Source organism: Escherichia sp. E3659, from assembly GCF_005781135.1.
In the GTDB taxonomy this organism is placed as follows: domain Bacteria; phylum Pseudomonadota; class Gammaproteobacteria; order Enterobacterales; family Enterobacteriaceae; genus Escherichia.
In genome coordinates, this window is record NZ_VATQ01000022.1 from 18,642 (window position 1) to 43,920 (window position 25,279).

A 25,279-nucleotide genomic window follows, 5' to 3' on the forward strand; every position below is an offset into this window, starting at 1 on the left:
GCACATATTACCCAAACTTATAGTTCGCGACGAGATGACGCGTTAACACTTCTGTAAAATTTAGAATAAATAACGTCCATCCCCCTCACTTTCGGCGAATGGCTGAAGCCAACGCCGTGTAGTGATATGATAGAAGTATTCGTGTCTGAGATTGTCTCTGACTCCATAATTCGAAGGTTACAGTTATGATCATCGTTACCGGCGGCGCGGGCTTTATCGGCAGCAACATCGTTAAGGCCCTGAATGATAAAGGCATCACCGATATTCTGGTGGTGGACAACCTGAAAGACGGCACCAAGTTTGTGAACCTGGTGGACCTGAACATCGCGGACTATATGGATAAGGAAGACTTCCTGATCCAGATTATGGCGGGCGAAGAGTTCGGCGATGTCGAAGCGATTTTCCACGAAGGCGCGTGCTCTTCCACTACCGAGTGGGACGGCAAGTATATGATGGATAACAACTATCAATACTCCAAAGAGCTGCTGCACTACTGTCTGGAGCGCGAAATCCCGTTCCTGTACGCCTCTTCCGCAGCCACTTACGGCGGTCGCACCTCCGACTTTATTGAATCCCGCGAATACGAAAAACCACTGAATGTCTACGGTTATTCGAAGTTCCTGTTTGATGAATATGTTCGTCAAATCCTGCCAGAAGCGAACTCGCAGATTGTTGGCTTCCGCTATTTCAACGTTTATGGACCGCGTGAAGGCCATAAAGGCAGCATGGCGAGCGTCGCTTTCCATCTCAACACCCAGCTTAACAACGGTGAGTCTCCGAAACTGTTCGAAGGTAGCGAGAACTTTAAACGCGACTTCGTCTACGTGGGCGACGTGGCTGATGTGAATCTGTGGTTCCTGGAAAATGGCGTTTCCGGCATCTTCAACCTCGGTACTGGTCGTGCGGAATCCTTCCAGGCAGTAGCAGATGCAACGCTTGCTTATCACAAGAAAGGTCAGATCGAATACATTCCGTTCCCGGATAAACTGAAAGGCCGCTACCAGGCGTTTACTCAGGCGGATCTGACTAATCTGCGCGCTGCGGGTTACGACAAACCGTTCAAAACCGTTGCTGAAGGTGTAACGGAATACATGGCCTGGCTGAATCGCGACATCAACGTAAATTCACAAAATCATTCGAGCGGTATCAAGGCGGCAACTAAGTGAATCTCCGGGAGCTTACAAAAGTAAGTGACCGGAGTGAACGCAGGCAGCCGCCGCAGAGACAGCTTGAAGGATGAAGTGAATGAAAATATTGGTGATCGGCCCGTCTTGGGTTGGCGACATGATGATGTCGCAAAGTCTCTATCGCACGCTCCAGGCGCGCTATCCCCAGGCGATAATCGACGTGATGGCACCGGCATGGTGCCGTCCATTATTATCGCGGATGCCGGAAGTTAACGAAGCTATCCCTATGCCTCTCGGTCACGGGGCGCTGGAAATCGGCGAACGCCGCAAACTGGGTCATAGTCTGCGTGAAAAGCGCTACGACCGCGCCTACGTCTTACCCAACTCCTTCAAATCCGCATTAGTGCCTTTCTTCGCGGGTATTCCTCATCGCACCGGCTGGCGCGGCGAGATGCGCTACGGTTTACTCAACGATGTACGTGTGCTCGATAAAGAAGCCTGGCCGCTAATGGTGGAACGCTATGTGGCGCTGGCCTATGACAAAGGCGTGATGCGTACCGCACAAGATCTACCAAAACCGTTGTTATGGCCGCAATTGCAGGTGAGCGAAGGTGAAAAATCGTATACCTGTAACCAATTTTCGCTCTCATCAGAACGTCCGATGATTGGCTTTTGCCCGGGTGCGGAGTTTGGCCCGGCGAAACGCTGGCCACACTACCACTATGCAGAGCTGGCAAAGCAGCTGATTGATGAAGGTTATCAGGTGGTTCTGTTTGGCTCTGCGAAAGATCATGAGGCGGGCAATGAGATTCTTGCCGCTTTGAATACCGAGCAGCAGGCATGGTGTCGGAACCTGGCGGGGGAAACACAGCTTGAGCAGGCAGTCATTTTGATTGCCGCCTGTAAAGCCATTGTCACGAACGATTCTGGCCTGATGCACGTTGCTGCGGCGCTCAATCGTCCACTGGTTGCTCTGTATGGGCCGAGCAGTCCGGACTTTACGCCGCCGCTATCCCATAAAGCGCGAGTCATTCGTCTGATTACCGGCTACCACAAAGTGCGTAAAGGCGATGCCGCAGAAGGATATCACCAGAGTCTGATCGACATTACTCCCCAGCGCGTACTGGAAGAACTCAACGCGCTATTGTTACAAGAGGAAGCCTGACGGATGCGGGTTTTGATCGTTAAAACATCGTCGATGGGCGATGTTCTCCATACGCTGCCCGCACTCACCGATGCCCAGCAGGCAATCCCGGGGATTAAGTTTGATTGGGTGGTGGAAGAGGGATTCGCACAGATTCCTTCCTGGCACGCCGCCGTTGAGCGGGTTATTCCGGTGGCGATACGACGCTGGCGCAAAGCCTGGTTCTCGGCCCCCATAAAAGCGGAACGCAAAGCGTTTCGTGAATCGCTACAAACAGAGAACTATGACGCAGTTATCGACGCCCAAGGGCTGGTAAAAAGCGCGGCACTGGTGACACGTTTAGCACATGGCGTTAAGCATGGAATGGACTGGCAAACTGCTCGCGAGCCTTTAGCCAGCCTGTTTTACAATCGCAAACATCATATTGCGAAACAGCAGCATGCTGTAGAACGTACCCGTGAACTGTTTGCAAAAAGCCTTGGGTATAGCAAACCGCAGGCCCAGGGCGATTATGCTATTGCGCAGCATTTCCTGACAAATCCACTAACGGATGCTGGGGAGTATGCTGTATTCCTTCATGCGACCACCCGCGATGATAAACACTGGCCGGAAGAGCACTGGCGAGAATTAATTGGTTTACTGGCAGGTTCAGGGATTCGAATTAAACTACCGTGGGGAGCGCCGCATGAAGAAGAGCGGGCAAAAAGGCTGGCGGAAGGCTTTGATTATGTCGACGTACTGCCGAAGATGACTCTGGAAGGCGTTGCCCGCGTGCTGGCTGGAGCTAAATTTGTTGTGTCAGTCGATACAGGATTAAGCCATTTAACTGCGGCACTCGATAAACCCAATATCACAGTTTATGGGCCTACAGACCCTGGATTAATTGGCGGTTATGGGAAGAATCAGGTAGTTTGCATGGCACCGGATAAAGATCTTGCTCATCTGGCTGCAGAAGCAGTATTAAAAAAAATCAATTCCTGATTGACACGTTCTATATTATTTAAGATGGTGGAGAAGCAATGTTAACAGCCTCGCTGGCGCTGCGTAATAAAGAGAATTGGAAACCATACTGGAATAAAATATTGGTATTCCTCTTTATTGCAACCTTTTTCCTTGATGGTATTACCCGTTATAAACATATCATATCTGTACTAATGATTATTACGGTAATCTATCAAGTTTTTCGTGCACCTGGGACATTTAAAGTGCTCTATAAAAATAATCTTTTTTATAGTGTCCTGGCACTGTCACTCATTCTTTCATATGCCTCTTTCATATCACCAGATCTGAAAATAAGCTTTAAAGAATTCAGTAACACGGTGCTAAAAGGATTTTTGGCATATAGTTTACTTATACCCGCATTATTAAAAGATGAGGATAATGAAAGCATCGGTAAAGTTGTACTATTCTCATTAGTTACCGGACTTGGATTACGTTGCCTTGTTGAGATCATTCTTTATATTCAGGATTATAATAAAGGAATAATGCCATTTTCAACTTCTGAACACCGTAGTATTTCCGACTCAATGGTGTTTCTATTTCCAGCATTATTAAATCTTTGGCTTATCAAGAAAACCTCTTATAAAATAGCATTCGTAATTTTTAGTGCAGTTTTCTTGTTTCTGCTATTAGGAACGCTCTCTCGTGGTGCATGGCTGGCAGTATTCATAGTGGCTCTACTATGGTTAATCTTAAATCGTCAGTGGAAATTATTGATGCTGACGTCCATCGTTATTTCTGTTGCCGCAGCATGTGTATTTATCTATAAAAGTGATCATACCGATAAAAATAGGCTTATTTATAAGCTTCAACAGACCGACAGTTCTTATCGCTATACCAATGGTACACAAGGTACAGCGTGGACATTAATTATGGAGAACCCACTTAAGGGATATGGCTATGGCGATGATATTTACCATGCAATATACAATAAGCGTGTCGTAGATTTTCCATCATGGACGTTCAGGCAATCCATTGGACCACACAACATTATTTTATCAATTTGGTTTGCAGCAGGTTTAGCTGGGCTACTCGCTTTACTTTATCTGTATGGCTCTATTATCAAAGAAACAGCTAACGCAACATTTAAAAAAGTAGTGATCACTCCTTATAATGGTCAATTACTGCTATTTTTAACTCTTGTTGGTTTTTATATTATCCGAGGTAATTTCGAGGAAGTTGATCTCAAACCTATTGGCTTGATTGTTGGTTTGCTGTTAGCTATGCGGAATAAATAAAAAAAAGCCTGCCTGACATTGAGTTCAGGCAGACTCTTCAAATCAAATAATTTTTAACCAAACCAGTCTTGCATTTGTGCCTCAAAACACTGAGTTACATGTTCCCAGCTATATTTTGAAAAAACGAATTTCTGGGCATTTTCAGCAATTTGTGCTTTATTACTGTCTGCTAAGACCCGGTTAATATCAAAGAGAATGCTTTCAGATGTCATAGGCTCTGCAAGGTGATATCCTGTTATTCCTTCCAGAACAAACTCGCTTATCCCACCTTTTTGACTCGCAAGTACAGGTTTACCAGCCGCCATCGCTTCAACAGCTACCATGCAAAAAGCTTCTTCTACCTGAGAAGGAACAACAACTAAATCTGCTAAGCGGTAATATTTATGCATCTGCTCCGGTGGCTGCCCACCCGCCATAATACATTGCGCGCCAATAGCTTTCGCTTCATCCAGAACCTTTTTCTGATATTCAGCTTTTTCACCTTTTTTACTGGCAAAAGGATCACCAACGATAACCAATTTAAGGTTATCTCGATTCTTACGCAGCTTATTGAAAGCATCCATAAGCATCAGACAGCCTTTATCTGGCGATATCCTTCCTGCAAATAATAACACCGTATCATTCGCATCGATGTTAAGCTTCTTCCTTAAATCTTCAGTATTATCATGTGTATACGATTCAGAGCAAAAACCATTAGGCACAATAGTAATATCTGCATCAGGCATTTTTTCCGAATAGAAATCGTACAGAAACTGGCTAGGAACAATTACTTTTGCATTTTTGTCTAACTGCCCGGGTTCAAAAGCATTGTGAAGGTGCATGACTAGCTGTGCTTGAGGACTTCTGCCACGAATCTGTTTATACAGCTTCATACTATTGTGGATAACAATAACTGAGTCTTTCGGATCAGCGTTTATAGGTTGAGTATTTAAAATGCGCTGAGAATATGGCACAGGATCAAGTCGAGTCCACTTTTGGAAAAGTCGTTTATAGACTCGACTAAAACCAATGTAGTGAATATCACAATTATCATTTACTTTTGTGTAGATAGGGTAACCGTCGTTTCGAATACATGCGATAGTTGCTGGAATCGAAAGTCTTTTGGCGACCTGATAAATCCATGTTTCAACCGCTGCAGCTCCTTTTGGCGGTATAGAAAATATTGGTGTGACGGTAAATATTATCTTTTTAATCATTATTAGCCAACTCCAATATTTTGATAATACGAGATAAAGACATAGAAAATACTAGATTATTTTATAGCAAACTCAAGATTATAGAATTTATGACAGTTCCATAAATGGAATGATATCATATTTAATTGCCGTATCATCCGACAAATTATAAATATTAATATCATCTACATTATCACGCATAAAACGGAAAAATGGCAAGATTTTGAATAAATCCTTACTTAATTCCGAGGGCATTGGATTCTTATTTTCATCATAGAAACGCGAACAACTACCAGTTAAATCCAGACCGGAACAAATAATTCGCGCATATTTAAGTGAATATGCTATTTGAATTGCAGCAAAAGCAATAGTATGGCATGAGCAATAACCAAGACTAATGTCCTTGCAAAATCCAACCAGACGACCTTTTTTAGACAACGGTACAGAGATCAGCAGTTCTTTGTGAATCTGGCTCAAAATATTAAATTTAATCTTCTTTATCAAACCGCCTTTTTCTCGGCGGTAAAAAGATCGTAATACGAGGCAGTTCTGGAGGATATAAAGTTTATCTTCTTTGGAAGCGTGTTCATAAACGTCAACGTTTACTATGGTATAACGACTTCTCTGGCTAAATTTATAAAAATCATCACGACGCTGATGTAAAAAGCGGACATCTGTAAGTACATATATAAAAGGAACGATATTATGACTTAACAAATATTGCGCAGAACCATTGACAGCAATAATATCCTTTGTTCGTAATGCTGACAAAGGTGTTTTTTGCGATGTAGGGCCAGAAAGAAAAATAATAACATCATCAGATGTTTTATTTTCAATCAGGTTTTCAACATCTTTTTTGTCAATGTATCTAATATTCTTCATGATAAACCTGTGAAATAAATAACTCCGCTTAAAACTGTCCTGGTGAAGACATGTAATTGTGGGTATTTCTATTTTAGCGCGCTGGTTTCCCTTTCAAACGCCGCATAAAATTGCGCATTTTTTTACGATATACTAAAAGATAATAGCCTAGATCTTTAATCTCATTTTTAATACCGTAATGACGCTCTAAGTCAATACGATCTTTCGCTTTACGCTGCGCTGAAGCACGTTTTCCGGAGAGATCAATAATTCGAACCTCACCATTTTTTATAATGAAGTTACCACGATGGGGGTCGCCAGAAACCATGCCATGTTGATGTAAGGAATTAATTGATTGCTGAATTTTATTTTTTAGCACATCATCAATATCAGGCATATCACACAACTCTATGCCATCAATATACTCGATGATCATGATATAAGTATGGACAAATCGTAAGGTTTTCCGCTCAGCCAATAAATAAAAATCATTGAGTGTATTTAACCCTTCATTTCTTACTTTTTGGGTTTGCTCAAAAAGGCGTTCGTAATAATCACCTTTTAACAGAGACTTAAAGAAACGTTCGTTACGCTTAACTTTCGGAGAAAAAACCTTAAGAATCAATTTACCGTAATCGGTATCAATAAGCATAACTTTTGTATCATCAATAGAACGAAAAACCTTGATGATATTTATATTATAAGACAAGAAGTCATTTAATACATTGAGATACTTTGAATTGTTTTCATCGGTAAAAACAACCAAGTCTTTGATCTTGCTCTTCTGAATCATAATAAACCAGTTAAATGTTATTTACGGTAATATTTTCGGCAAAGATAACAGACTCCTGCTATAATTCCTGAGATATATTTATGCTGTACTAAAAGATGTTTATATCTTTTTTTAAATTCAATAATTGATTTTGCATCTCGTGGAGAGTCATCTTTCCATGGTGAATTTTCTAAAGCTATTTTATAGTATTTTACCGATGGATAAATTGCCCATTTGTGCCACGGTTTAGTTGCACCTGTATAATGAATAAGCAGAGTACTTTCTGTAATCAGCTTTTTATAGTTTTGATGTGTTTTGTCTTTTAATTCACTTTTAATTGTATAAATTGTATTGTACTCACGAGGCAAAAATATTGTCATCCCTTTCAGTAAGATATTCATAACATCCTGATCAGGGTATTTATAAACATTATCTTTACTCATAAGAATAGACAACGCTTTTTCTGTTAGTTTTGCGCCAGCCCATTTTTTTAAGTCTAAATAAACGACGCCGGAATTAAAGTACTGCCCAAGTAATTCAGGATCAGACAACCTGGATACCGCCTTTTCCTGCATTGGCTCAACATCTTTAACAACAGCAGCTACCGCTCCGTTTAAATCCAGATGCAATAGTTGGCTAATATCGCCTTTACAAACAACATCTGCATCAAGATAAAGCAAACGATCAAGCGTTAAACCCAATAATTGAAATGCAAATAAACGGAAGTACATTGCTCTTGACCAGACCTGTGTACAAGGCAAGCACTGGAGCTTATCAGTGTTAATTCTATATAACGTGATTCTTAATTGGTATTGCTCTGCAAGCTTTGCGACTTTTTGAAAAAAACCATCATTATAAACGTCAGCAATAATATAAAAATCAAGATTAATATGTCGATTGTTTAGGACAATTGATGTGATGGAAACACCTACACCATCAAGATAATTAGCATCGACACCATAGGCAACATTTAAACATTCAGAAGTATTTATATTAACTAGCCGATAATCCCAGGCTTTAACTTTATCTATCTCTATGGCAGGAAATGAGTCCACAATGCTACCCTTATATCATTACTTTATAGTTTCCCAGTTTTAATGCTTTATCTTTTCAATAAAATAAAAAAGATAATTGCTAAATCCTTTTAGATATCTATGCTTTTTAAGCATATGTTTTGCGCTATATCTTAATTGATTGCTATTGTTCGGTTTCAGCAACGCCGTACTCTTCCATGGCGAAGCATTTTTTGCCTCCATAAAGGCTTGTGATACAGGATAATCCCAGGCCCAATCATGCCAGGGCTTGGTTGGACCGATATAGTGGATAAAAATAGTATCGTTGGTTACTGGGTTTGTAAAACTTTCTTTGAGTTGATAGTTTAAGCTAAACTGGGTGTTATATTTTATATCAGCAAAAATAAGTCTGTCTGCCAGCAACATATTTAATACATCCTGATCAGGATGTGTTATTTTTTTGACTATTTCTGGATCATTTAGCATTGCAATGGCTCGTGCAGAAACTTGCTGAGCAGCCCATTGGTCAGTATTAATCAATAAAAAACCGGAGTTAAAGTAACCTTTAGCAATTCCCGCAACACCTAACGAATGTGCGCGTTTTTCCCACCAGTCAGTTTGCCCTTCTGTAACAACCATTGCGACTTTATTGTCAGGAAATGAGAAATTAATTAGTGGCTCAATACTCCCCTGACAAATGATATCTGCATCCAGATAAAGGACTTTAGACGCCTTATTAATAAAGTAATCTGCAATAACAAAGCGAAAATATATTGCATGAGTCCAGTTCTTAGTGCTAGGCAATGAGCGGAGTCGATCAGCATTAATCAGATATATTTTAATTCTGGTTTTATACTGCAGCGCCAGGGCATCAAAATACTTACGATCATCATCACCAAAATAGTCAGTAAAAATATGGAAACACAATCGACTTCCTTCATTATACTTTAATATTGAAGCAATCGAAATTCCGCAACCAAATAGAAAATTTTTGTCAGTTCCATAAGCGATGTCCAGACAAAGATTTTCTGTTTCTACTTTATGATTATAATCAATAACTGAATTAAGAAACTCAGTTTCCTGGAAAAACACCTGCTGCATTATTTCCTCCGGGAAATAGCAGAAATAATTATCTTATGTAATCTATCGTAGTACTTCGATTGGTAAAATTTATCGATCGACGCAGGAATTTTTTCATGTTCGATATAAATTTCACCTGCTATATATTTATTGAGAAGAGATACAAAACCAGCAATATCTCCCGGTTGATACAGATGACCATTAACATCAGGTTGAATAATGTCAGCAGGCCCGGAGACACAATCGGCGCTGATGCAAGGAATTCCCCATGACAAGGCTTCAAGTAGGGTCATTGGGAAACCTTCAAAAGATGACGTGAGCAATAATGCACTCACTTTTTTAATATCTTGCTGGACCAATTCCCAGGGATGTTGTTGCCAACCATACCAGACTATTCGATCATCAATATTTAATTCTCTACCATAAGCTTGGCATTTTTCGAAATCGGAACCATCACCCAATACATGGAGTTTCCAGTTACCTTGCGCTTGTGATAAGCCATCAAGGAGGTCTTTAACCCGCTTCTGGCCCTCGAATTTCATACGCCCAACATAAATGAACGTTGCCGTTTCGCCTTCCTCAGGCGCAGGAATGACTGTGCCTTTAGCTTCGACTGGATTAAAAATAACATTTATCGTCGATTCTGGTACACCCCGATTAATCATTTGCTGTTTAATGCCAGAGCTGATTGCTAAATGATAGTCGGCACAGGTGATATATTCAGCATGTTTTTTGTGATCTAAAGAAAAATGCGGCCATGAAAATACTGGCACATCAATTCCTGATTTTTTACGTGCTTTGGCCGCATACAAACACGAGATAACGTCAATACAAATAACAACATCTGGCTGATAATTCTGAAGCCATTTGCTTAAAGCATGAATATGTTTCGCCCGACGCAAAAAACCTAAGCGAATATTGGAAAATGAACACGAGTACTTAATACCTTCCAGCCATCCCTTATCCATTTTATCATTACGACAAAAGAAAAACATTTCACTTTGGATATGTTGTTGCCTGAAGGTAGTAATAACATCACGAATGACTGTTTCCATGCCGCCAAATCCAGAAACAGCTTCGCCGATAAATGCTATTTTCATTGAAACTCTCATTAATTGAGTAAAACTCACTGTTTTAACGGTTTTATTTTTCTATAAAATCAGAAACAATTGTTGACATCATTTTATCAGGGCTGAATTTATATAAACTATCATAATCCATTGGTTTAACAGATGAGTTAATAAAATACTCTAACTTATCCCAATCATCATGACCTATTATAAAAAAACGAGACTCACTATAGATTTCTGAGCCAAGTATATTTATATTATTAGTAATTAATTTTTTATTGAAAAATAGTGCCTCAAGTATACGAAGAGTCCAGCCAGATTGGTTTTCTTTAGTTATATCAACAATTATATTAGCATTTAATGTTCTTCTAATATTCTCTTCGTACGGTATTTGTTTTTCAATCAAATACTTTGAAGTCGGAGATGATGTTTTATCTTTGACAACATTAAAATCCAGTTTACATCCTAGTGTTGTTAATCTATCGGCTAATTCATTAATTATTTGAAGACGTCCTTTATCACGACCAAGAAAAAAACATATTGGCTGACTGTTATTTTTGTCAGATAAACTATAATTTCTAATTTCATCCATTCCTATAGGAAAAAATTGTTCTATTGCCTTGGTCTTTTCATTCCCTATAAATCTATGCTCAAAATCATAGATAATATCAAAATAATTAGTGTTATCAAAAATAAAATCTTCGTTGACAGTATTTCTTAGAAGTAATACCTTATGACAATTAATATTTATTAATATTTGCTTGTTAATACCTTTATTAATGACACTGTCATTAAAGATAATTATATCATCCTTTTTTACAGCATTTAGGTGATGTTTGATAAATAATCGTCCCAGCCATGCATTATCCATCCCTAATTTCGAAATTTTCTTATTAACCCAGTTGTATTTTTTTGGTGTTGTTATATTTTTTATCTTGTACTTTTTTTTCAGGTACTGGATCATTTTTAATTCATAATCTGCAACCCAGTTTATAAAATAAATAGTCATAATGAAGTTAGTTCCAGTACATACTGATAAATATTTTTATAATCCTTTACGTTGTGTTCGCTCTTTAATATGCTCGGCCTTAACACTTGCCATGTTCAATAAATTCCGTTCAAGAGATAATATATTACGTAAAGGCATCCCAAAATAAACTTTCATAAATCGCCAGATATCTCTCTGCGTCAGCCCAATATTCATTGATGAGAAATACAAACCAATCAAATCTTTATCCCGCCAACGACGTGGTACTTTTGCCCGTATCTGTGCCCGATGCAGATCGATAACCGAAATTTTTAATTCATCTTCCCGGCCAGTAAATGGCAAATGGAGCAAAAAGTGGCAAATATAACAGTCGCGGTGGTTTATCCCTGCGGCGTGCATTTTACGCACCATGGTTGCCACACGCGCGATCAGCATACGTTTAACACATATATCAGGAGGATTAACGGCCCAATCGGCACAATAATCTTCAAGGCTAATCGTGGGAGTGAGATCTTCGGTAATAATAAATGATGTACGGGTTAATGGGTTTAACCCTTTTTCACCAAACCCAATGCCCTTCATTGTATCAACGCCAACATCACTCAGGCGATGAATAGCGTGCCACTCTCTGTCTGCGCCTAAAACGGGCATCCGCAATGAGAGCAGGTTTTTTATAATTTCTTTTAAAGTCGTCCCTTTGTGCCATTTGAGGAAATAGCTTTTCCCGGCCAGTTCAAAGCGTAATGTGCGACGCGTCTCGAGTTCACGAAAGACCTCGCCATTCAGTTTTTTGACTTCTGCAAAAGCATCTTTACCACGCCAAAGTGTGGCAAGCGGCTCTTTTAATTCAACCATCTAAACCACCTGTAATGATATCTGCGGCTTTCTCTGGCAGGCTATACAAATCCTGAGTATCGGCATAATGGCGAGCATTCTCCGCCCAGGCCATTCGTAATGGAGACTGTGTTAACGCTTTACGTAAAACTTCATTTAATTGTTCCTGGGAGAAAGGTTCAGCGATGACCGTTCCACAATTGGCATCCGCAATATAATGCGCATATCCACATACCGCAGTTGTTAAAACAGGTAATCCAGCAGTGATCGCTTCAAGAAGAACGATACCCGCGGCTTCCTGATAAGCGGGGTGCAGTAATAAATCAGCGGCTGCCATTAATTCTGACACATCATTGCGGCCAGAGAAGAAATGCACATTGCTCCGCACGCCGAGTTTTTCTGCCAACGCTTCAAATTTCCGCGGTTTATCCTGACCAACAACAAATAAAAGCGTATTGTGACGTAATGATTCCGGTAACGATGCCAAAGCCTCAATTGAGCGATCCACACCTTTACGGCCAAAATCTGATCCAACCTGCAGTAATAAGTTTTGTTGCTCTTTTATGCCATTTTTCTGGCGATAAATTTCACGACTGTTTGGGATTTGCTCGCTGTATTTTCTGTCCGGATAAATACCGGGAGGAAGAATTTGAAAACGTTCAGATTCAGTTTGATAATGCTTCTGGAAATCGGCGATTTGCTTATCGGTCAGCATCATAAGTTTCGTCGATTTACCCTGCTCGAAAGTCGCTCGCTCAAATGCGGCATAATGGCGATATCGTGATGTTAAACGATATAAAAAACCTTTTTCTTGCGCAACTTTCTCGGCGTAACAAACATCAGCGGCAAAATAAACATCCAACCCTGGCATCTTATTAAACCCAACAACGCGATCAGCGGGATGCGCTTTGAGATGATTTTGTACCCAGGCATAATATTCTGCATTGCGTCCATGGTTGGTATGGGACTTAACTGGCACCTGAATAAGCTCAAATGCTTTCGGGCAATCACCTTCCCACGACTGCGTATAGACTCGAACATGGTGGCCCCGTGCGGCAACTGTTGATGCAATGCGCATAAAGTCACGTTGAAGCCCACCAAATGGAAAATATTTATATAAACAAAACGCCACGATCATAATTGTGTATTCCTGTCAGCTGAAGGGGCATCTTCTGGCAACAGCTTTTCCGTGGCGGCGATCACATCTTCCGCTGGAATAACAGAAAGATATTTTTTGTTGCGGTCAAGTTCATGCCGGGTCGGCATTTTCTGATAATTCCCCGCCCAGAACTGAATAATATTCTCGGTCCATGGGCGCCAGAATACATGATCAGTGGCCCCAAATAGGCTAATAACTGGCGTCTTCACCGCCGCCGCAATATGCCCCGGCGCAGAATCCACGCCAATAAAAAGCACAGCATGATCAATTAACGCGCCTAGTTCAGGAAAACGTGTTTTACCTGCAAGGCCAGTAATGGGTTTCGTTTCGCAACCTCGTGCAATCTCATCTACACAAGCGAGATCATCTGCCGAAGGCCCACAGGTCAGGACAACCTGATACCCTCGCTGTTGCAGCGCATCGATAACCTTAGAAAATTTATCGTTATCCCAGCACTTAAATATCTGACGCGCTGTCGGTTGGATGACAACATAATGATCTTTTACGCCCAGGGCATCTAACTCCTGGCGCATCTTCTTCCAGCAATCTTCGGCGTAACTCATTGTTGTGTCGGTGTAGAAATCGGTAATACCTAATGGCTCAAGGACCGATAAATTACGCTCAACAATATGTGTGCCGTGTATTGGCGCTAAGTGTGTGAAGCTTTTTTTCCAAATGCCATGCTGCCGATGACCATAAAGTTGCGATATTTTCATCCGTGCGGGTAAAAAACGTACCAGCAGCGCCACCATCCACTGATCCGTAAGATTAATGACCAGGTCATAATTATTCGCACGCAGAGTTTTTATCAACGAAAGCACATTTTTAATTTTATCGAATGTTCCCGCACCTTTATTGCTTATCCCGTAGAGCGCATTAATTTCCGGGTTTTCAGACAAAATAGGGATGGTATCCTGATAAAGCAGCATATCGATTTTTGCATCAGGATAATTCTGCTTGAGCGTACTGATGACAGGAGTAGTTAATAACATATCTCCATGATATCGCATCTTTATGACCAGGATTTTTCGAAATGGCTTTTCCACTAGCGACTCTTTTGTGTGATTGTCTGGTTAAGTTAAGCAGAAAAAAGCACGCTACCGCCCCAGGCTCAACAGCTACCTGAATACTGATAACGCACTTACTTGACGTGCTAGTGTATCATTTCTTTCGCAGCAATCCGACCCGAATGATTTTTATACACAAAATATGTTTTAATCATATAAATCAAACAGATAAAAAATAGCATGTCGATAATGTCGGTACGGCCAATGTAGAGTTGAAAATGGGGCCGAGTTTCAATGATTCGCATAAAAATACAAAAAAAATGAAGATGTAGCGGCAGATCAGACCAAACTGAAGCTATTTAAGTCAAAAACGGGAAAAGTAATGGTAAAGCCACCGTTAAATACATAGAATCCCCAGCACATCCATAAGTCAGCTATTTATTATGCTCGAATTGCTTTACACCGCCCTTCTCTACCTTATTCAGCCGCTAATCTGGATACGGCTCTGGGTGCGCGGACGTAAGGCTCCGGCCTATCGAAAACGCTGGGGTGAACGTTACGGTTTTTACCGCCATCCGCTAACACCAGGCGGCATTATGCTGCACTCCGTCTCCGTCGGTGAAACCCTGGCGGCAATCCCGTTGGTGCGCGCGCTGCGTCATCGCTATCCTGATTTACCAATCACAGTCACGACTATGACGCCGACTGGTTCGGAGCGCGTACAATCGGCTTTTGGAAAAGATGTTCAGCACGTCTATCTGCCTTACGATCTGCCCGATGCGCTCAACCGTTTCCTGAATAAAGTCGACCCAAAACTGGTGTTGATTATGGAAACCGAACTATGGCCTAACCTGATTGCGGCGCTACATAAACGTAAAATTCCACTGGTTATCGCTAATGCGCGACTCTCTGCACGCTCTGCCGCAGGTTACGCCAAACTGGGTAAATTTGTTCGTCGCTTGCTCCGCCGTATTACGCTGATTGCTGCGCAAAATGAAGAAGATGCTGCGCGCTTTGTGACGCTAGGTGCAAAAAATAATCAGGTCACCGTCACCGGTAGCCTGAAATTCGATATTTCAGTGACGCCACAGTTGGCCGCTAAAGCAGTAACACTGCGCCGCCAGTGGGCGCCGCATCGTCCGGTATGGATTGCAACCAGTACTCATGATGGCGAAGAGAGCGTAGTGATTGCCGCCCATCAGGCGCTGTTACAACAGTTCCCGAATTTATTGCTCATCCTGGTACCCCGTCATCCGGAACGCTTCCCGGATGCGATTAACCTTGTCCGCCAGGCTGGACTAAGCTATATCACACGCTCTTCCGGAGAGGTCCCTTCCGCCAGTACACAAGTGGTGGTTGGCGATACGATGGGCGAACTGATGTTGCTGTACGGTATTGCCGATCTCGCGTTTGTTGGCGGTTCACTGGTTGAACGCGGTGGGCATAATCCGCTGGAGGCCGCCGCACACGCTATCCCGGTGTTGATGGGGCCGCATACCTTTAACTTTAAAGACATTTGCGCGCGGCTGGAGCAGGCAAGCGGGCTGATTACCGTCACCGATGCCACTACGCTTGCAAAAGAGGTTTCCTCTTTACTCACCGACGCCGATTACCGTAGTTTCTATGGCCGTCATGCCGTTGAAGTGCTGTATCAAAACCAGGGCGCGCTACAGCGTCTGCTTCAACTGCTGGAACCTTACCTGCCACCGAAAACGCATTGAGGTTGTTATGCAAAAACGGGCGATTTATCCGGGTACTTTCGATCCCATTACCAATGGTCATATCGATATCGTGACGCGCGCCACGCAGATGTTCGATCACGTTATTCTGGCGATTGCCGCCAGCCCCAGTAAAAAACCGATGTTTACTCTGGAAGAGCGTGTGGCGCTGGCACAACAGGCAACTGCGCATCTGGGAAACGTTGAAGTGGTCGGATTTAGCGATTTGATGGCAAACTTCGCCCGCAATCAACACGCCACTGTGCTGATTCGTGGTCTGCGTGCGGTGGCAGATTTTGAATATGAAATGCAGCTGGCGCATATGAATCGCCACTTAATGCCGGAACTGGAAAGTGTGTTTCTGATGCCGTCGAAAGAGTGGTCGTTTATCTCTTCATCGCTTGTTAAAGAAGTGGCGCGCCATCAGGGTGATGTCACCCATTTCCTGCCGGAGAATGTCCATCAGGCGCTGATGGCGAAGTTAGCGTAGCGTTTATGCCGGATGGTATGCCATCCGGCAAGCATCAATTATTTCTGGCACTGCCGACAATAAAACGTAGCCCGCTGCGCATGTTTAGTCGCCACAATCGGCGTACCGCACACCCGACACGGCTCGCCTTTTCGCCCGTAAACCTGCAATTCCTGCGCGAAATAGCCCGGTTTACCATCACTTTGCAGAAAATCTTTCAGCGTTGTACCACCCTGCTCAATCGAACGCAGCAACACCGCTTTAATCACCCGAGCTAACAATTCACATTCTGCCAGCGACAGTGATGACGCCAGCCGATCCGGATGGATCCCCGCCGCAAACAGAGATTCGCTGGCGTAGATATTCCCTACGCCTACCACCAGCTTGTTATCCATCAGCCACGGTTTAATCGCCGTTTTTTTCTTCACGCACTTCTGATGCAGGTACTCACCGTTGAAATCGTCGCTAAGCGGCTCCGGTCCAAGATGGGCCAGCACGTTGTGCCCTTCCAGCTCTTTGGTCCACAGCCAGGCACCAAAGCGACGCGGATCGGTGTAGCGCAGCACTTTGCCGTTGCTCATCACCAAATCAACATGGTCATGCTTTTCGGGGGGAAGTTCTTCTGGAAGGATGCGCAGGCTGCCAGACATCCCCAGATGAATGATAATCCAGCCCTCAGGCAGCTCCAGCAGCAGATATTTAGCACGGCGCTGTACACTTAGCACTGGTTGATCGCTTAAACGGTAGATTTCTTCCGAAACCGGCCAGCGCAAGCGTCCGTTGCGCACCACCGCATGAAGAATGGTTGCACCAACGAGATGCGGTTCTATGCCGCGACGGCTGGTTTCAACTTCGGGTAATTCAGGCATAGCATCTCCAGGAATGAACAGATGCAGTCAATATGGGGGCAGGCAGATAACAAAAAACCCCGCCGTAGCGAGGTTTTTCGTTACATCAAAGCGAAAATTATTTGATTTTCGCTTCTTTGTAGATCACGTGCTGGCGAACAACTGGATCGAACTTTTTCAGTTCCAGTTTTTCCGGCTTAGTACGTTTGTTCTTCGTAGTGGTATAGAAGTGACCAGTACCAGCAGAAGAAACCAGCTTGATTTTCTCACGAATACCTTTAGCCATGATTTATTTCCTCTAAGTACTTAGTACTTTTCGCCACGGGCACGCAGTTCAGCCAGAACTGTATCAATGCCTTTTTTATCGATTACACGCATACCTTTAGCAGATACGCGCAGGGTGACAAAACGCTTCTCGCTCTCAACCCAGAAACGGTGAGAGTGCAGGTTCGGCAGGAAACGGCGTTTAGTCGCGTTCAGTGCGTGGGAACGGTTGTTACCGGTCACCGGACGCTTGCCAGTAACTTGGCAGACTCGGGACATGTCTATTCTCCAAAAATCAAATTAGCTCGAGCTTCGTATGGGGTATTGGCGCCTCGTCAGGCTTTACAGCCCGGTCATCGCAGTTCTATGTGAACTCTCGATTGCCAGGCCCAAATGCCAAACCCGAGATTCTCAAAGGTGGCGTAGTATACGCTGACTCGGCGATGTGCTCAAGTCCCGAACAGACAAAGATCCCGAAGGATCGCGCATAGCGGATTAAATCCAGCCGCGTTCGGCAAAAGAAACATATTCTCCACGCCCAATCACGATATGGTCGAGCACGCGTAAATCCATGAACTGACAACTTTTTATTATCCGTTCGGTAATGAGTTTATCCGCTTTACTGGGTTCAGCACAACCAGAAGGGTGATTATGGGCAAGGATCAGCGCCGAGGCGTTTATTTTTATCGCTTCACGAATAATTTCTCGTGGATGGACTTCCACATGATTTAACGTGCCGGAAAAGAGTCGGCTGTGGGTAAGGACCCGGTGTTGGGAATCGAGAAAGATCACCATAAAGATCTCTCGTTCCTCTCCCGTAAGTTGGCTTTGTAAAAACTCCCTCGTCATCTCCGGGCTGAGCAACGGGCTTTCTTCGCGCATCCGCACGTTGTAGTAACGCCGCGCCAGTTCCGCAACTCCCTTTAACTGGGCGAATTTCGCCACACCAATTCCATGAACGCCACTAAATTGTTCATATTCAGAGGATAACAAGCCGTATAGCGACCCAAAATTCTCCAGCATCTCTTTCGCCAGGGTTAACACATCCTTACCGCGCGTACCCGTGCGCAGAAATAACGCCAGCAGTTCAACATCCGTTAACGCACCAATGCCCAACTTCAGCATTTTTTCGCGTGGCATCAACAATTCTACATTGCTTTTCACCTTCACCTCCTTTGTGGAGGGCGCATGCTGTCATAGTCGTTTGGTTAAATCGACGGCCAGTTTTCAATCCTGGAAAGCGCCTCGCAAAGTGATTCTCAGGTGAAAGCACGACAACAAAAGTATTGTGATAAAATCGCCAACTTCTGGTGTCCCCCTACAGGAAAAATCATCATGAGCCTGGCCGGTAAAAAAATCGTTCTCGGCGTCAGCGGCGGTATTGCTGCCTATAAAACCCCTGAGCTGGTGCGTCGTTTGCGCGATCGCGGAGCAGACGTCCGCGTAGCCATGACCGAAGCGGCAAAAGCCTTCATCACCCCACTTAGCTTGCAGGCGGTTTCGGGTTATCCCGTTTCCGATAGTCTGCTGGATCCAGCAGCCGAGGCGGCTATGGGTCATATTGAGCTGGGTAAATGGGCTGATTTAGTGATTCTCGCCCCAGCCACGGCAGATTTGATTGCCCGCGTAGCTGCCGGGATGGCGAATGATCTGGTATCAACGATTTGCCTGGCCACGCCTGCGCCTGTTGCCGTACTGCCAGCCATGAACCAGCAGATGTATCGTGCTGCGGCTACCCAACATAATTTAGAGGTACTTGCCTCACGTGGTTTGCTGATCTGGGGGCCAGATAGCGGCAGTCAGGCCTGTGGTGATATCGGCCCTGGGCGAATGCTCGATCCATTAACCATTGTGGATATGGCGGTAGCGCATTTTTCGCCCGTCAACGACCTGAAACATCTGAACATTATGATTACCGCCGGCCCGACGCGTGAACCGCTCGATCCCGTGCGTTATATCTCTAATCACAGCTCCGGCAAGATGGGCTTTGCTATCGCCGCTGCCGCTGCCCGTCGCGGAGCGAACGTTACACTGGTTTCCGGACCGGTTTCGCTACCGACACCGCCGTTTGTTAAACGTGTTGATGTGATGACCGCACTGGAGATGGAAGCCGCTGTGAAGGCCTCTGTACAGCAGCAAAATATTTTTATCGGTTGCGCCGCCGTGGCTGATTATCGCGCAGCCGCTGTCGCCAGTGAAAAAATCAAAAAGCAGGCGACTCAGGGGGATGAATTAACAATAAAAATGGTCAAAAACCCTGATATCGTCGCCGGAGTTGCCGCACTAAAAGACCAAAGGCCTTATGTTGTTGGATTTGCGGCCGAAACAAATAATGTGGAAGAATACGCCCGGCAAAAACGTATTCGTAAAAACCTTGATCTGATCTGCGCGAACGATGTTTCCCGGCCAACTCAAGGATTTAACAGCGACAGCAATGCATTACACCTTTTCTGGCAAGACGGAGATAAAGTCTTACCGCTTGAGCGCAAAGAACTCCTTGGCCAATTATTACTCGACGAGATCGTGACCCGTTATGATGAAAAAAATCGACGTTAAGATTCTGGACCCGCGCGTTGGGAAGGAATTTCCGCTCCCGACTTATGCCACTTCTGGTTCTGCCGGACTTGACCTGCGCGCCTGTCTCGACGACGCCGTAGAACTGGCGCCGGGCGACACCACCCTGGTACCTACCGGGTTGGCGATTCATATTGCCGACCCTTCACTGGCGGCGATGATGCTGCCGCGCTCCGGACTGGGCCATAAGCACGGCATCGTGCTCGGTAACCTGGTGGGATTGATCGATTCTGACTATCAGGGTCAGTTGATGATCTCCGTGTGGAACCGTGGTCAGGACAGCTTCACCATTCAACCTGGCGAACGTATCGCCCAGATGATTTTTGTTCCGGTGGTACAGGCCGAATTTAATCTGGTGGAAGATTTCGACGCCACCGACCGCGGTGAAGGCGGCTTTGGTCACTCTGGTCGTCAGTAACACATACGCATCCAAATAACGTCATAACATTGCCGCAAACATTTCGTTTGCGGTCATAGCGTGGGTGCCGCCTGGCAAGTGCTTATTTTCAGGGGTATTTTGTAACATGGCAGAAAAACAAACTGCGAAAAGGAACCGTCGCGAAGAAATACTTCAGTCTCTGGCGCTGATGCTGGAATCCAGCGATGGAAGCCAACGTATCACGACAGCGAAACTGGCCGCCTCTGTCGGCGTTTCCGAAGCGGCTCTGTATCGCCACTTCCCCAGTAAAACCCGCATGTTCGATAGCCTGATTGAGTTTATCGAAGATAGCCTGATTACTCGCATCAATCTGATTCTGAAAGATGAGAAGGACACCACAACGCGCCTGCGTCTGATTGTGTTGTTGCTCCTCGGTTTTGGTGAGCGTAATCCTGGCCTGACCCGCATCCTTACCGGGCATGCGCTGATGTTTGAACAAGACCGCCTGCAAGGGCGCATCAACCAACTGTTCGAGCGTATTGAAGCGCAGTTGCGTCAGGTATTGCGTGAAAAGAGAATGCGTGAGGGTGAAGGTTACACCACCGATGAAACGCTGCTGGCAAGCCAGTTGCTGGCATTTTGTGAAGGTATGCTGTCACGCTTTGTCCGCAGCGAGTTTAAATACCGCCCGACGGATGATTTTGACGCCCGCTGGCCACTGATTGCTGCGCAGTTGCAGTAATTCTCCCCTAAACGTTCAGGCAGAAACGTCTGCCTGACGCTTTTCTTACCATGCCACCAGCATTCGCTTTACACTTTCCCTCACCTGTTTAAAGGCCTCATCCTCAGGGTTGATTTGCAATAACCAGTTTATTCTTCCCTGCAAAGCATACAGATACGCCGTTGCCTGTGCGTGGAGATCGCCTGAAGGATCAAGTTCACCACGATGACTAAGATGCGAAATAACGCCATATTTTTGGCACAAATGCACCTCCTGACGCAGCGCCCGGCGAGCTTCACGGGCAAGCTGTGGTTTGTGATTAACAACAATCCCGGTTACCTGCTGGCGCTTACAGGCAGCTATCAGGCAGCTTTTGCGTTGATTGAGGCTCAGGCCCAGTTCCGCTAACAATCCGCACACTTTATTTTTAACCTGGCGGGCATTGAAGTGACCGGAAAAGGTCATGTCATCGCAGTAGCGGGTGTAGGTAATTCCCCGAGTCTGACACCATTCCCCTATGCGCTCATCAAAACAGCGCATCACAAGATTGGAAATGGCTGGCGAAGTTGGTGCCCCCTGCGGTAACGCGTCGTTATAACAACAAAGCCAGGTCAGCATGGTTACCACATTACTTGGCAACTGGGCCTGGCGAAATACACGCCAGACCTGTAACCAGCTAATGCTATCGAAAAAGTTTTCGATATCGAGTTTCAGGATCTGCGGCTGTTGGCAGTGTGGCTGCGCGTTGCTGACGATTGGGCTACCTGGCCGGTAGGCGGTAGCAAAAGGGGAAAGCGGAAATCGTGAAAGTACGTTCTTAAGAATGTTGCGCTGTACGGTTTTGAGCAAGTAATCAGGGGCTAGCACCATCCGCTGACCACCGTGGCACTTAGAAAGAATAATGCGTCGGTAATGGCGTCCGACATGATTACTGAGCGCATACAGCCGCTGTATTTCTTTATCGGCACTCCAGCCCGGCGAGCCAAACAAATCGAGCGCCAGAAGGGTTATCCGGGTAGCATCCATTCCACTCTCCACATCACGGCGGCCAAAAGAGGCACCAACAGCGGCAATACCATCAAACCATCCCGAAGGCGCGTAACTGTACTGAGCGCGTCAGCGCGACGTACGCGAAGCGTACTTAAGTACAATGAAGCGGCTTTGGGTATATGGACATACTACTGGCGTTAAGTCGGCGACTCGCCGACCCTCCCGGCACAAAAGGCCGGAAACGCTATCGCCACTGCTGGCGAAAGCAGATTAACACGATATCTTAAAGCGCATCACGCTGCGCACAGTAAAAAACCTGCACAGCGCATATTTTTAAACGCCGAACTCTTCGCGATAGGCCTTAACCGCCGCCAGATGTTCCGCCATTTCTGGCTTCTCTTCCAGGTAAGCAATCAAGTCTTTCAGGGTGATGATAGAGATCACCTTGCAGTTGTAATCACGCTCAACTTCCTGAATCGCCGAAATTTCGCCGCGACCCCGTTCCTGACGATCGAGCGAAATCAGCACGCCAGCAAGCGTCGCGCCATTGGCCTGAATAATTTCCATCGACTCGCGAATCGCTGTCCCGGCGGTGATCACATCATCCACCAGCATCACACGCCCTTGTAACGCGCTACCAACCAGATTGCCGCCTTCACCGTGATCTTTTGCTTCTTTGCGGTTAAAGCAGTACGGCAGGTCCAGGTCATGATGCTCCGCCAGCGCCACGGCGGTTGTGGTGGCAATCGGAATCCCTTTGTAAGCAGGGCCAAACAGCAGATCGAACTCAATGCCGGAATCCACCAATGCTTCAGCGTAAAAACGGCCTAACAGTGCCAGGTCGCGCCCGGTATTAAACAGCCCGGCGTTGAAGAAATAGGGGCTTTTACGCCCGGATTTCAGCGTAAACTCGCCAAACTTTAACACCTGCTTGCTAAGCGCAAATTCAATAAACTGGCGCTGATATGGTTTCATGCCTTCGCTCCTCATCTTACTTTTCTACAGACAAAAAAAAGGCGACTCATCAGTCGCCTTAAAAATCAGTTTGCCAGCGCCGCCTTCTGCGTCGCTACAATGGATTCGATTCCCCCTCGGGCAAGCGCCAACAAGGTGAGCAGCTCTTCATGGGTGAACGGCTCGCCTTCTGCCGTCCCCTGCACTTCAATGATGCGTCCGTCTTCGGTCATCACCACGTTCATGTCCGTTTCAGCCGCTGAGTCTTCAACGTATTCCAGATCGCAAATCGCTTCACCGTTAACAATACCGACAGAAACCGCGGCTACCATCCCTTTCATTGGATTAGTTTTCAGCTTGCCATTTTCAACCAGTTTATTCAGCGCATCGGCTAGTGCAACACAAGCACCGGTGATAGAAGCAGTGCGGGTGCCGCCATCGGCCTGAAGTACGTCGCAATCCAGCGTAATAGTAAACTCACCGAGGGCTTTCAAATCTACTGCGGCGCGCAATGCACGAGCGATCAGACGCTGGATTTCCATCGTGCGGCCGCCCTGCTTACCCTTCGCCGCTTCACGGGCATTACGGGTATGAGTAGAACGCGGCAGCATACCGTATTCTGCGGTGATCCAGCCCTGGCCCTGACCTTTCAGGAAGCGCGGCACGCCTTCTTCAATAGAGGCGGTACACAACACTTTGGTATCGCCAAATTCGACCAGCACCGAGCCTTCTGCATGTTTTGTATAGTTACGAGTCAGGGTAACGGGACGCACCTGATTATTGCTACGGCCTGCTGGACGCATATTGAAATCTCCGGCTTGAAACAAATGTGGCTGCGCATTATACGGACTTCCGGCGGTTATTCCTATCCTGACAAGGCATCGATGGCTATAATCCTTCCACCTCTCCTTTTATAAACAGGAACGTCTATGATCCGCAGTATGACCGCCTACGCCCGGCGTGAAATCAAGGGTGAATGGGGGAGCGCAACCTGGGAAATGCGCTCGGTAAACCAGCGTTATCTGGAAACTTACTTTCGTCTGCCGGAGCAGTTCCGTAGCCTTGAACCTGTCGTTCGCGAGCGTATTCGTTCTCGCCTGACGCGCGGTAAAGTGGAATGTACCCTGCGCTATGAGCCAGATGTCAGCGCGCAAGGTGAGCTGATCCTCAACGAAAAACTGGCTAAACAGCTGGTAACTGCCGCGAACTGGGTAAAAATGCAGAGCGACGAAGGGGAAATCAACCCGGTTGATATTCTGCGCTGGCCAGGCGTGATGGCAGCCCAGGAGCAGGATCTCGACGCCATTGCTGCTGAAATTCTTGCGGCGTTGGATGGCACCCTGGACGACTTTATCATCGCGCGTGAAACCGAAGGTCAGGCGCTGAAAGCATTGATCGAGCAGCGTCTGGAAGGCGTCACCGCCGAAGTGGTCAAAGTCCGCGCCCATATGCCGGAAATCCTACAATGGCAGCGTGAGCGTCTGGTCGCAAAGCTGGAAGATGCCCAGGTACAGCTGGAAAATAACCGTCTGGAGCAGGAGTTGGTTCTGCTGGCACAACGAATTGACGTTGCCGAAGAGCTGGACCGCCTCGAAGCGCATGTTAAAGAGACGTACAACATTCTGAAGAAAAAAGAAGCGGTTGGCCGTCGTCTGGACTTTATGATGCAGGAGTTCAACCGCGAGTCGAACACTCTTGCGTCGAAATCTATCAATGCCGAAGTGACAAACTCCGCCATCGAGCTGAAAGTGTTGATCGAGCAAATGCGCGAGCAGATTCAGAACATCGAGTAAGCGACATATCTCCGTAGGCCGTTGTTAATTACAGCGGCGCTACGTATATAGTTTCATCCTCATATTTATTTACCCCATACTTTTTCTAATGCATTTTTCTTA

The 25,279-nt window shown here is 45.3% G+C and carries 27 protein-coding genes; 10 read left to right on the forward strand and 17 right to left on the reverse strand.

All coding sequences use genetic code 11. The annotated features are described in order from the left end of the window. Positions 1-185: 185 nt before the first annotated feature. The 4 genes from rfaD (at position 186) to rfaL (ending at position 4,508) form a co-directional block, all read left to right on the forward strand. On the forward strand, positions 186-1,166 hold the full coding sequence (rfaD, locus tag FEK47_RS15960; protein ID WP_000587766.1) for an ADP-glyceromanno-heptose 6-epimerase: 981 nt from the start codon (positions 186-188) through the stop codon (positions 1,164-1,166). Between the two features lie 79 nt (positions 1,167-1,245). Beyond that, entirely contained in the window at positions 1,246-2,292 is a 1,047-nt protein-coding gene (rfaF, locus tag FEK47_RS15965; RefSeq protein WP_130215184.1) for an ADP-heptose--LPS heptosyltransferase RfaF, read from the forward strand. A 3-nt stretch (positions 2,293-2,295) separates the two neighbouring features. Next, a complete protein-coding gene (gene rfaC, locus FEK47_RS15970) occupies positions 2,296-3,252 on the forward strand; it encodes a lipopolysaccharide heptosyltransferase RfaC (RefSeq protein WP_135487024.1) in 957 nt (318 codons plus the stop codon). A 38-nt stretch (positions 3,253-3,290) separates the two neighbouring features. Next, complete coding sequence (gene rfaL / locus FEK47_RS15975) at positions 3,291-4,508, forward strand: O-antigen ligase RfaL (RefSeq protein WP_138183270.1); 1,218 nt, start codon at positions 3,291-3,293, stop codon at positions 4,506-4,508. A gap of 53 nt (positions 4,509-4,561) precedes the next feature. Here rfaL and FEK47_RS15980 read toward each other — a convergent pair whose 3' ends face one another. From FEK47_RS15980 to rfaQ, 10 genes are all read right to left on the reverse strand, one after another. Further along, positions 4,562-5,704, reverse strand: a complete 1,143-nt coding sequence (locus FEK47_RS15980; protein WP_135487023.1) for a lipopolysaccharide N-acetylglucosaminyltransferase — start codon at positions 5,702-5,704, stop codon at positions 4,562-4,564. Positions 5,705-5,791: 87 nt separating this feature from the next. Then, positions 5,792-6,565 (reverse strand): 3-deoxy-D-manno-oct-2-ulosonate III transferase WaaZ, encoded by a 774-nt coding sequence (gene waaZ, locus FEK47_RS15985; protein WP_135487022.1) that lies wholly within the window; start codon positions 6,563-6,565, stop codon positions 5,792-5,794. A gap of 73 nt (positions 6,566-6,638) precedes the next feature. Further along, positions 6,639-7,337 (reverse strand): lipopolysaccharide core heptose(II) kinase RfaY, encoded by a 699-nt coding sequence (rfaY, locus tag FEK47_RS15990; RefSeq protein WP_130206705.1) that lies wholly within the window; start codon positions 7,335-7,337, stop codon positions 6,639-6,641. 17 nt (positions 7,338-7,354) lie between these two features. Then, the gene (rfaJ, locus tag FEK47_RS15995; protein WP_135487021.1) at positions 7,355-8,371 is read right to left on the reverse strand and encodes a lipopolysaccharide 1,2-glucosyltransferase RfaJ; all 1,017 of its coding nucleotides are present in this window, start codon (positions 8,369-8,371) and stop codon (positions 7,355-7,357) included. Positions 8,372-8,410: 39 nt separating this feature from the next. Next, on the reverse strand, positions 8,411-9,430 hold the full coding sequence (gene waaO / locus FEK47_RS16000; RefSeq protein ID WP_130222430.1) for a lipopolysaccharide 3-alpha-galactosyltransferase: 1,020 nt from the start codon (positions 9,428-9,430) through the stop codon (positions 8,411-8,413). Continuing rightward, entirely contained in the window at positions 9,430-10,509 is a 1,080-nt protein-coding gene (gene waaB / locus FEK47_RS16005; protein ID WP_130222432.1) for a lipopolysaccharide 1,6-galactosyltransferase, read from the reverse strand. Before waaB ends, waaO begins: the two co-directional genes overlap by 1 nt. A gap of 43 nt (positions 10,510-10,552) precedes the next feature. Next, positions 10,553-11,488, reverse strand: a complete 936-nt coding sequence (rfaS, locus tag FEK47_RS16010; protein ID WP_135403701.1) for an LPS core biosynthesis protein RfaS — start codon at positions 11,486-11,488, stop codon at positions 10,553-10,555. Between the two features lie 36 nt (positions 11,489-11,524). After that, positions 11,525-12,322: a lipopolysaccharide core heptose(I) kinase RfaP gene (gene rfaP / locus FEK47_RS16015; RefSeq protein WP_135487020.1), complete on the reverse strand. Its 798-nt coding sequence runs from the start codon at positions 12,320-12,322 to the stop codon at positions 11,525-11,527. Beyond that, on the reverse strand, positions 12,315-13,439 hold the full coding sequence (rfaG, locus tag FEK47_RS16020; RefSeq protein WP_130215164.1) for a lipopolysaccharide glucosyltransferase I: 1,125 nt from the start codon (positions 13,437-13,439) through the stop codon (positions 12,315-12,317). Before rfaG ends, rfaP begins: the two co-directional genes overlap by 8 nt. Beyond that, entirely contained in the window at positions 13,436-14,506 is a 1,071-nt protein-coding gene (rfaQ, locus tag FEK47_RS16025; RefSeq protein ID WP_130206721.1) for a lipopolysaccharide core heptosyltransferase RfaQ, read from the reverse strand. Before rfaQ ends, rfaG begins: the two co-directional genes overlap by 4 nt. Positions 14,507-14,910: 404 nt before the next feature. Here rfaQ and waaA point away from each other — a divergent pair, with 404 nt between their 5' ends. Both waaA and coaD read left to right on the forward strand, forming a co-directional pair. Continuing rightward, the gene (gene waaA, locus FEK47_RS16030; RefSeq protein ID WP_130215160.1) at positions 14,911-16,188 is read left to right on the forward strand and encodes a lipid IV(A) 3-deoxy-D-manno-octulosonic acid transferase; all 1,278 of its coding nucleotides are present in this window, start codon (positions 14,911-14,913) and stop codon (positions 16,186-16,188) included. A gap of 7 nt (positions 16,189-16,195) precedes the next feature. Further along, positions 16,196-16,675 carry a pantetheine-phosphate adenylyltransferase gene (gene coaD / locus FEK47_RS16035; protein WP_001171866.1) on the forward strand — a complete coding sequence of 160 codons (480 nt, stop codon included), beginning with the start codon at positions 16,196-16,198 and terminating at the stop codon, positions 16,673-16,675. A 38-nt stretch (positions 16,676-16,713) separates the two neighbouring features. On the opposite strand, the gene mutM is transcribed toward coaD, so the two are convergent. The 4 genes from mutM to radC form a co-directional block, all read right to left on the reverse strand. Next, the gene (gene mutM / locus FEK47_RS16040; protein ID WP_135487019.1) at positions 16,714-17,523 is read right to left on the reverse strand and encodes a bifunctional DNA-formamidopyrimidine glycosylase/DNA-(apurinic or apyrimidinic site) lyase; all 810 of its coding nucleotides are present in this window, start codon (positions 17,521-17,523) and stop codon (positions 16,714-16,716) included. A gap of 97 nt (positions 17,524-17,620) precedes the next feature. After that, the gene (rpmG, locus tag FEK47_RS16045) at positions 17,621-17,788 is read right to left on the reverse strand and encodes a 50S ribosomal protein L33 (RefSeq protein WP_001051798.1); all 168 of its coding nucleotides are present in this window, start codon (positions 17,786-17,788) and stop codon (positions 17,621-17,623) included. 20 nt (positions 17,789-17,808) lie between these two features. Beyond that, complete coding sequence (rpmB, locus tag FEK47_RS16050) at positions 17,809-18,045, reverse strand: 50S ribosomal protein L28 (RefSeq protein WP_000091955.1); 237 nt, start codon at positions 18,043-18,045, stop codon at positions 17,809-17,811. A 216-nt stretch (positions 18,046-18,261) separates the two neighbouring features. Next, complete coding sequence (gene radC / locus FEK47_RS16055) at positions 18,262-18,930, reverse strand: DNA repair protein RadC (RefSeq protein ID WP_130215158.1); 669 nt, start codon at positions 18,928-18,930, stop codon at positions 18,262-18,264. Positions 18,931-19,101: 171 nt separating this feature from the next. Between radC and coaBC the strand changes: the two genes are divergently transcribed. The 3 genes from coaBC (at position 19,102) to slmA (ending at position 21,461) form a co-directional block, all read left to right on the forward strand. Further along, positions 19,102-20,322: a bifunctional phosphopantothenoylcysteine decarboxylase/phosphopantothenate--cysteine ligase CoaBC gene (gene coaBC, locus FEK47_RS16060; RefSeq protein ID WP_130215156.1), complete on the forward strand. Its 1,221-nt coding sequence runs from the start codon at positions 19,102-19,104 to the stop codon at positions 20,320-20,322. Beyond that, positions 20,300-20,758: a dUTP diphosphatase gene (gene dut, locus FEK47_RS16065; RefSeq protein ID WP_000976070.1), complete on the forward strand. Its 459-nt coding sequence runs from the start codon at positions 20,300-20,302 to the stop codon at positions 20,756-20,758. Before coaBC ends, dut begins: the two co-directional genes overlap by 23 nt. Positions 20,759-20,864: 106 nt before the next feature. After that, on the forward strand, positions 20,865-21,461 hold the full coding sequence (slmA, locus tag FEK47_RS16070; protein ID WP_130206731.1) for a nucleoid occlusion factor SlmA: 597 nt from the start codon (positions 20,865-20,867) through the stop codon (positions 21,459-21,461). A gap of 45 nt (positions 21,462-21,506) precedes the next feature. Here the strand turns inward: slmA and FEK47_RS16075 are convergent, their stop codons facing one another. The 3 genes from FEK47_RS16075 to rph form a co-directional block, all read right to left on the reverse strand. Continuing rightward, the gene (locus FEK47_RS16075) at positions 21,507-22,466 is read right to left on the reverse strand and encodes a reverse transcriptase family protein (RefSeq protein WP_135487018.1); all 960 of its coding nucleotides are present in this window, start codon (positions 22,464-22,466) and stop codon (positions 21,507-21,509) included. A 297-nt stretch (positions 22,467-22,763) separates the two neighbouring features. Next, positions 22,764-23,405: an orotate phosphoribosyltransferase gene (gene pyrE, locus FEK47_RS16080; RefSeq protein ID WP_000806177.1), complete on the reverse strand. Its 642-nt coding sequence runs from the start codon at positions 23,403-23,405 to the stop codon at positions 22,764-22,766. 65 nt (positions 23,406-23,470) lie between these two features. Next, positions 23,471-24,187, reverse strand: a complete 717-nt coding sequence (gene rph, locus FEK47_RS16085) for a ribonuclease PH (RefSeq protein ID WP_001247086.1) — start codon at positions 24,185-24,187, stop codon at positions 23,471-23,473. A 126-nt stretch (positions 24,188-24,313) separates the two neighbouring features. Between rph and FEK47_RS16090 the strand changes: the two genes are divergently transcribed. Next, positions 24,314-25,177, forward strand: coding sequence for a YicC/YloC family endoribonuclease (locus FEK47_RS16090; protein ID WP_000621326.1), 864 nt, complete (start codon positions 24,314-24,316; stop codon positions 25,175-25,177). Positions 25,178-25,279: the final 102 nt, after the last annotated feature.

Coding starts and splice junctions, on each gene's coding strand:
- pyrE (WP_000806177.1), bottom strand. CDS start 23,405: ATGAAACCATATCAGCGCCAGTTTATTGAATTTGCGCTTAGCAAGCAG.
- rfaL (WP_138183270.1), top strand. CDS start 3,291: ATGTTAACAGCCTCGCTGGCGCTGCGTAATAAAGAGAATTGGAAACCA.
- rfaG (WP_130215164.1), bottom strand. CDS start 13,439: ATGATCGTGGCGTTTTGTTTATATAAATATTTTCCATTTGGTGGGCTT.
- mutM (WP_135487019.1), bottom strand. CDS start 17,523: ATGCCTGAATTACCCGAAGTTGAAACCAGCCGTCGCGGCATAGAACCG.
- rfaY (WP_130206705.1), bottom strand. CDS start 7,337: ATGATTCAGAAGAGCAAGATCAAAGACTTGGTTGTTTTTACCGATGAA.
- waaB (WP_130222432.1), bottom strand. CDS start 10,509: ATGAAAATAGCATTTATCGGCGAAGCTGTTTCTGGATTTGGCGGCATG.
- rfaC (WP_135487024.1), top strand. CDS start 2,296: ATGCGGGTTTTGATCGTTAAAACATCGTCGATGGGCGATGTTCTCCAT.
- slmA (WP_130206731.1), top strand. CDS start 20,865: ATGGCAGAAAAACAAACTGCGAAAAGGAACCGTCGCGAAGAAATACTT.
- rph (WP_001247086.1), bottom strand. CDS start 24,187: ATGCGTCCAGCAGGCCGTAGCAATAATCAGGTGCGTCCCGTTACCCTG.
- coaBC (WP_130215156.1), top strand. CDS start 19,102: ATGAGCCTGGCCGGTAAAAAAATCGTTCTCGGCGTCAGCGGCGGTATT.
- waaA (WP_130215160.1), top strand. CDS start 14,911: ATGCTCGAATTGCTTTACACCGCCCTTCTCTACCTTATTCAGCCGCTA.
- dut (WP_000976070.1), top strand. CDS start 20,300: ATGATGAAAAAAATCGACGTTAAGATTCTGGACCCGCGCGTTGGGAAG.
- FEK47_RS15980 (WP_135487023.1), bottom strand. CDS start 5,704: ATGATTAAAAAGATAATATTTACCGTCACACCAATATTTTCTATACCG.
- rpmG (WP_001051798.1), bottom strand. CDS start 17,788: ATGGCTAAAGGTATTCGTGAGAAAATCAAGCTGGTTTCTTCTGCTGGT.
- rfaP (WP_135487020.1), bottom strand. CDS start 12,322: ATGGTTGAATTAAAAGAGCCGCTTGCCACACTTTGGCGTGGTAAAGAT.
- rfaF (WP_130215184.1), top strand. CDS start 1,246: ATGAAAATATTGGTGATCGGCCCGTCTTGGGTTGGCGACATGATGATG.
- rfaS (WP_135403701.1), bottom strand. CDS start 11,488: ATGACTATTTATTTTATAAACTGGGTTGCAGATTATGAATTAAAAATG.
- rpmB (WP_000091955.1), bottom strand. CDS start 18,045: ATGTCCCGAGTCTGCCAAGTTACTGGCAAGCGTCCGGTGACCGGTAAC.
- FEK47_RS16090 (WP_000621326.1), top strand. CDS start 24,314: ATGATCCGCAGTATGACCGCCTACGCCCGGCGTGAAATCAAGGGTGAA.
- waaZ (WP_135487022.1), bottom strand. CDS start 6,565: ATGAAGAATATTAGATACATTGACAAAAAAGATGTTGAAAACCTGATT.
- FEK47_RS16075 (WP_135487018.1), bottom strand. CDS start 22,466: ATGGATGCTACCCGGATAACCCTTCTGGCGCTCGATTTGTTTGGCTCG.
- rfaD (WP_000587766.1), top strand. CDS start 186: ATGATCATCGTTACCGGCGGCGCGGGCTTTATCGGCAGCAACATCGTT.
- waaO (WP_130222430.1), bottom strand. CDS start 9,430: ATGCAGCAGGTGTTTTTCCAGGAAACTGAGTTTCTTAATTCAGTTATT.
- coaD (WP_001171866.1), top strand. CDS start 16,196: ATGCAAAAACGGGCGATTTATCCGGGTACTTTCGATCCCATTACCAAT.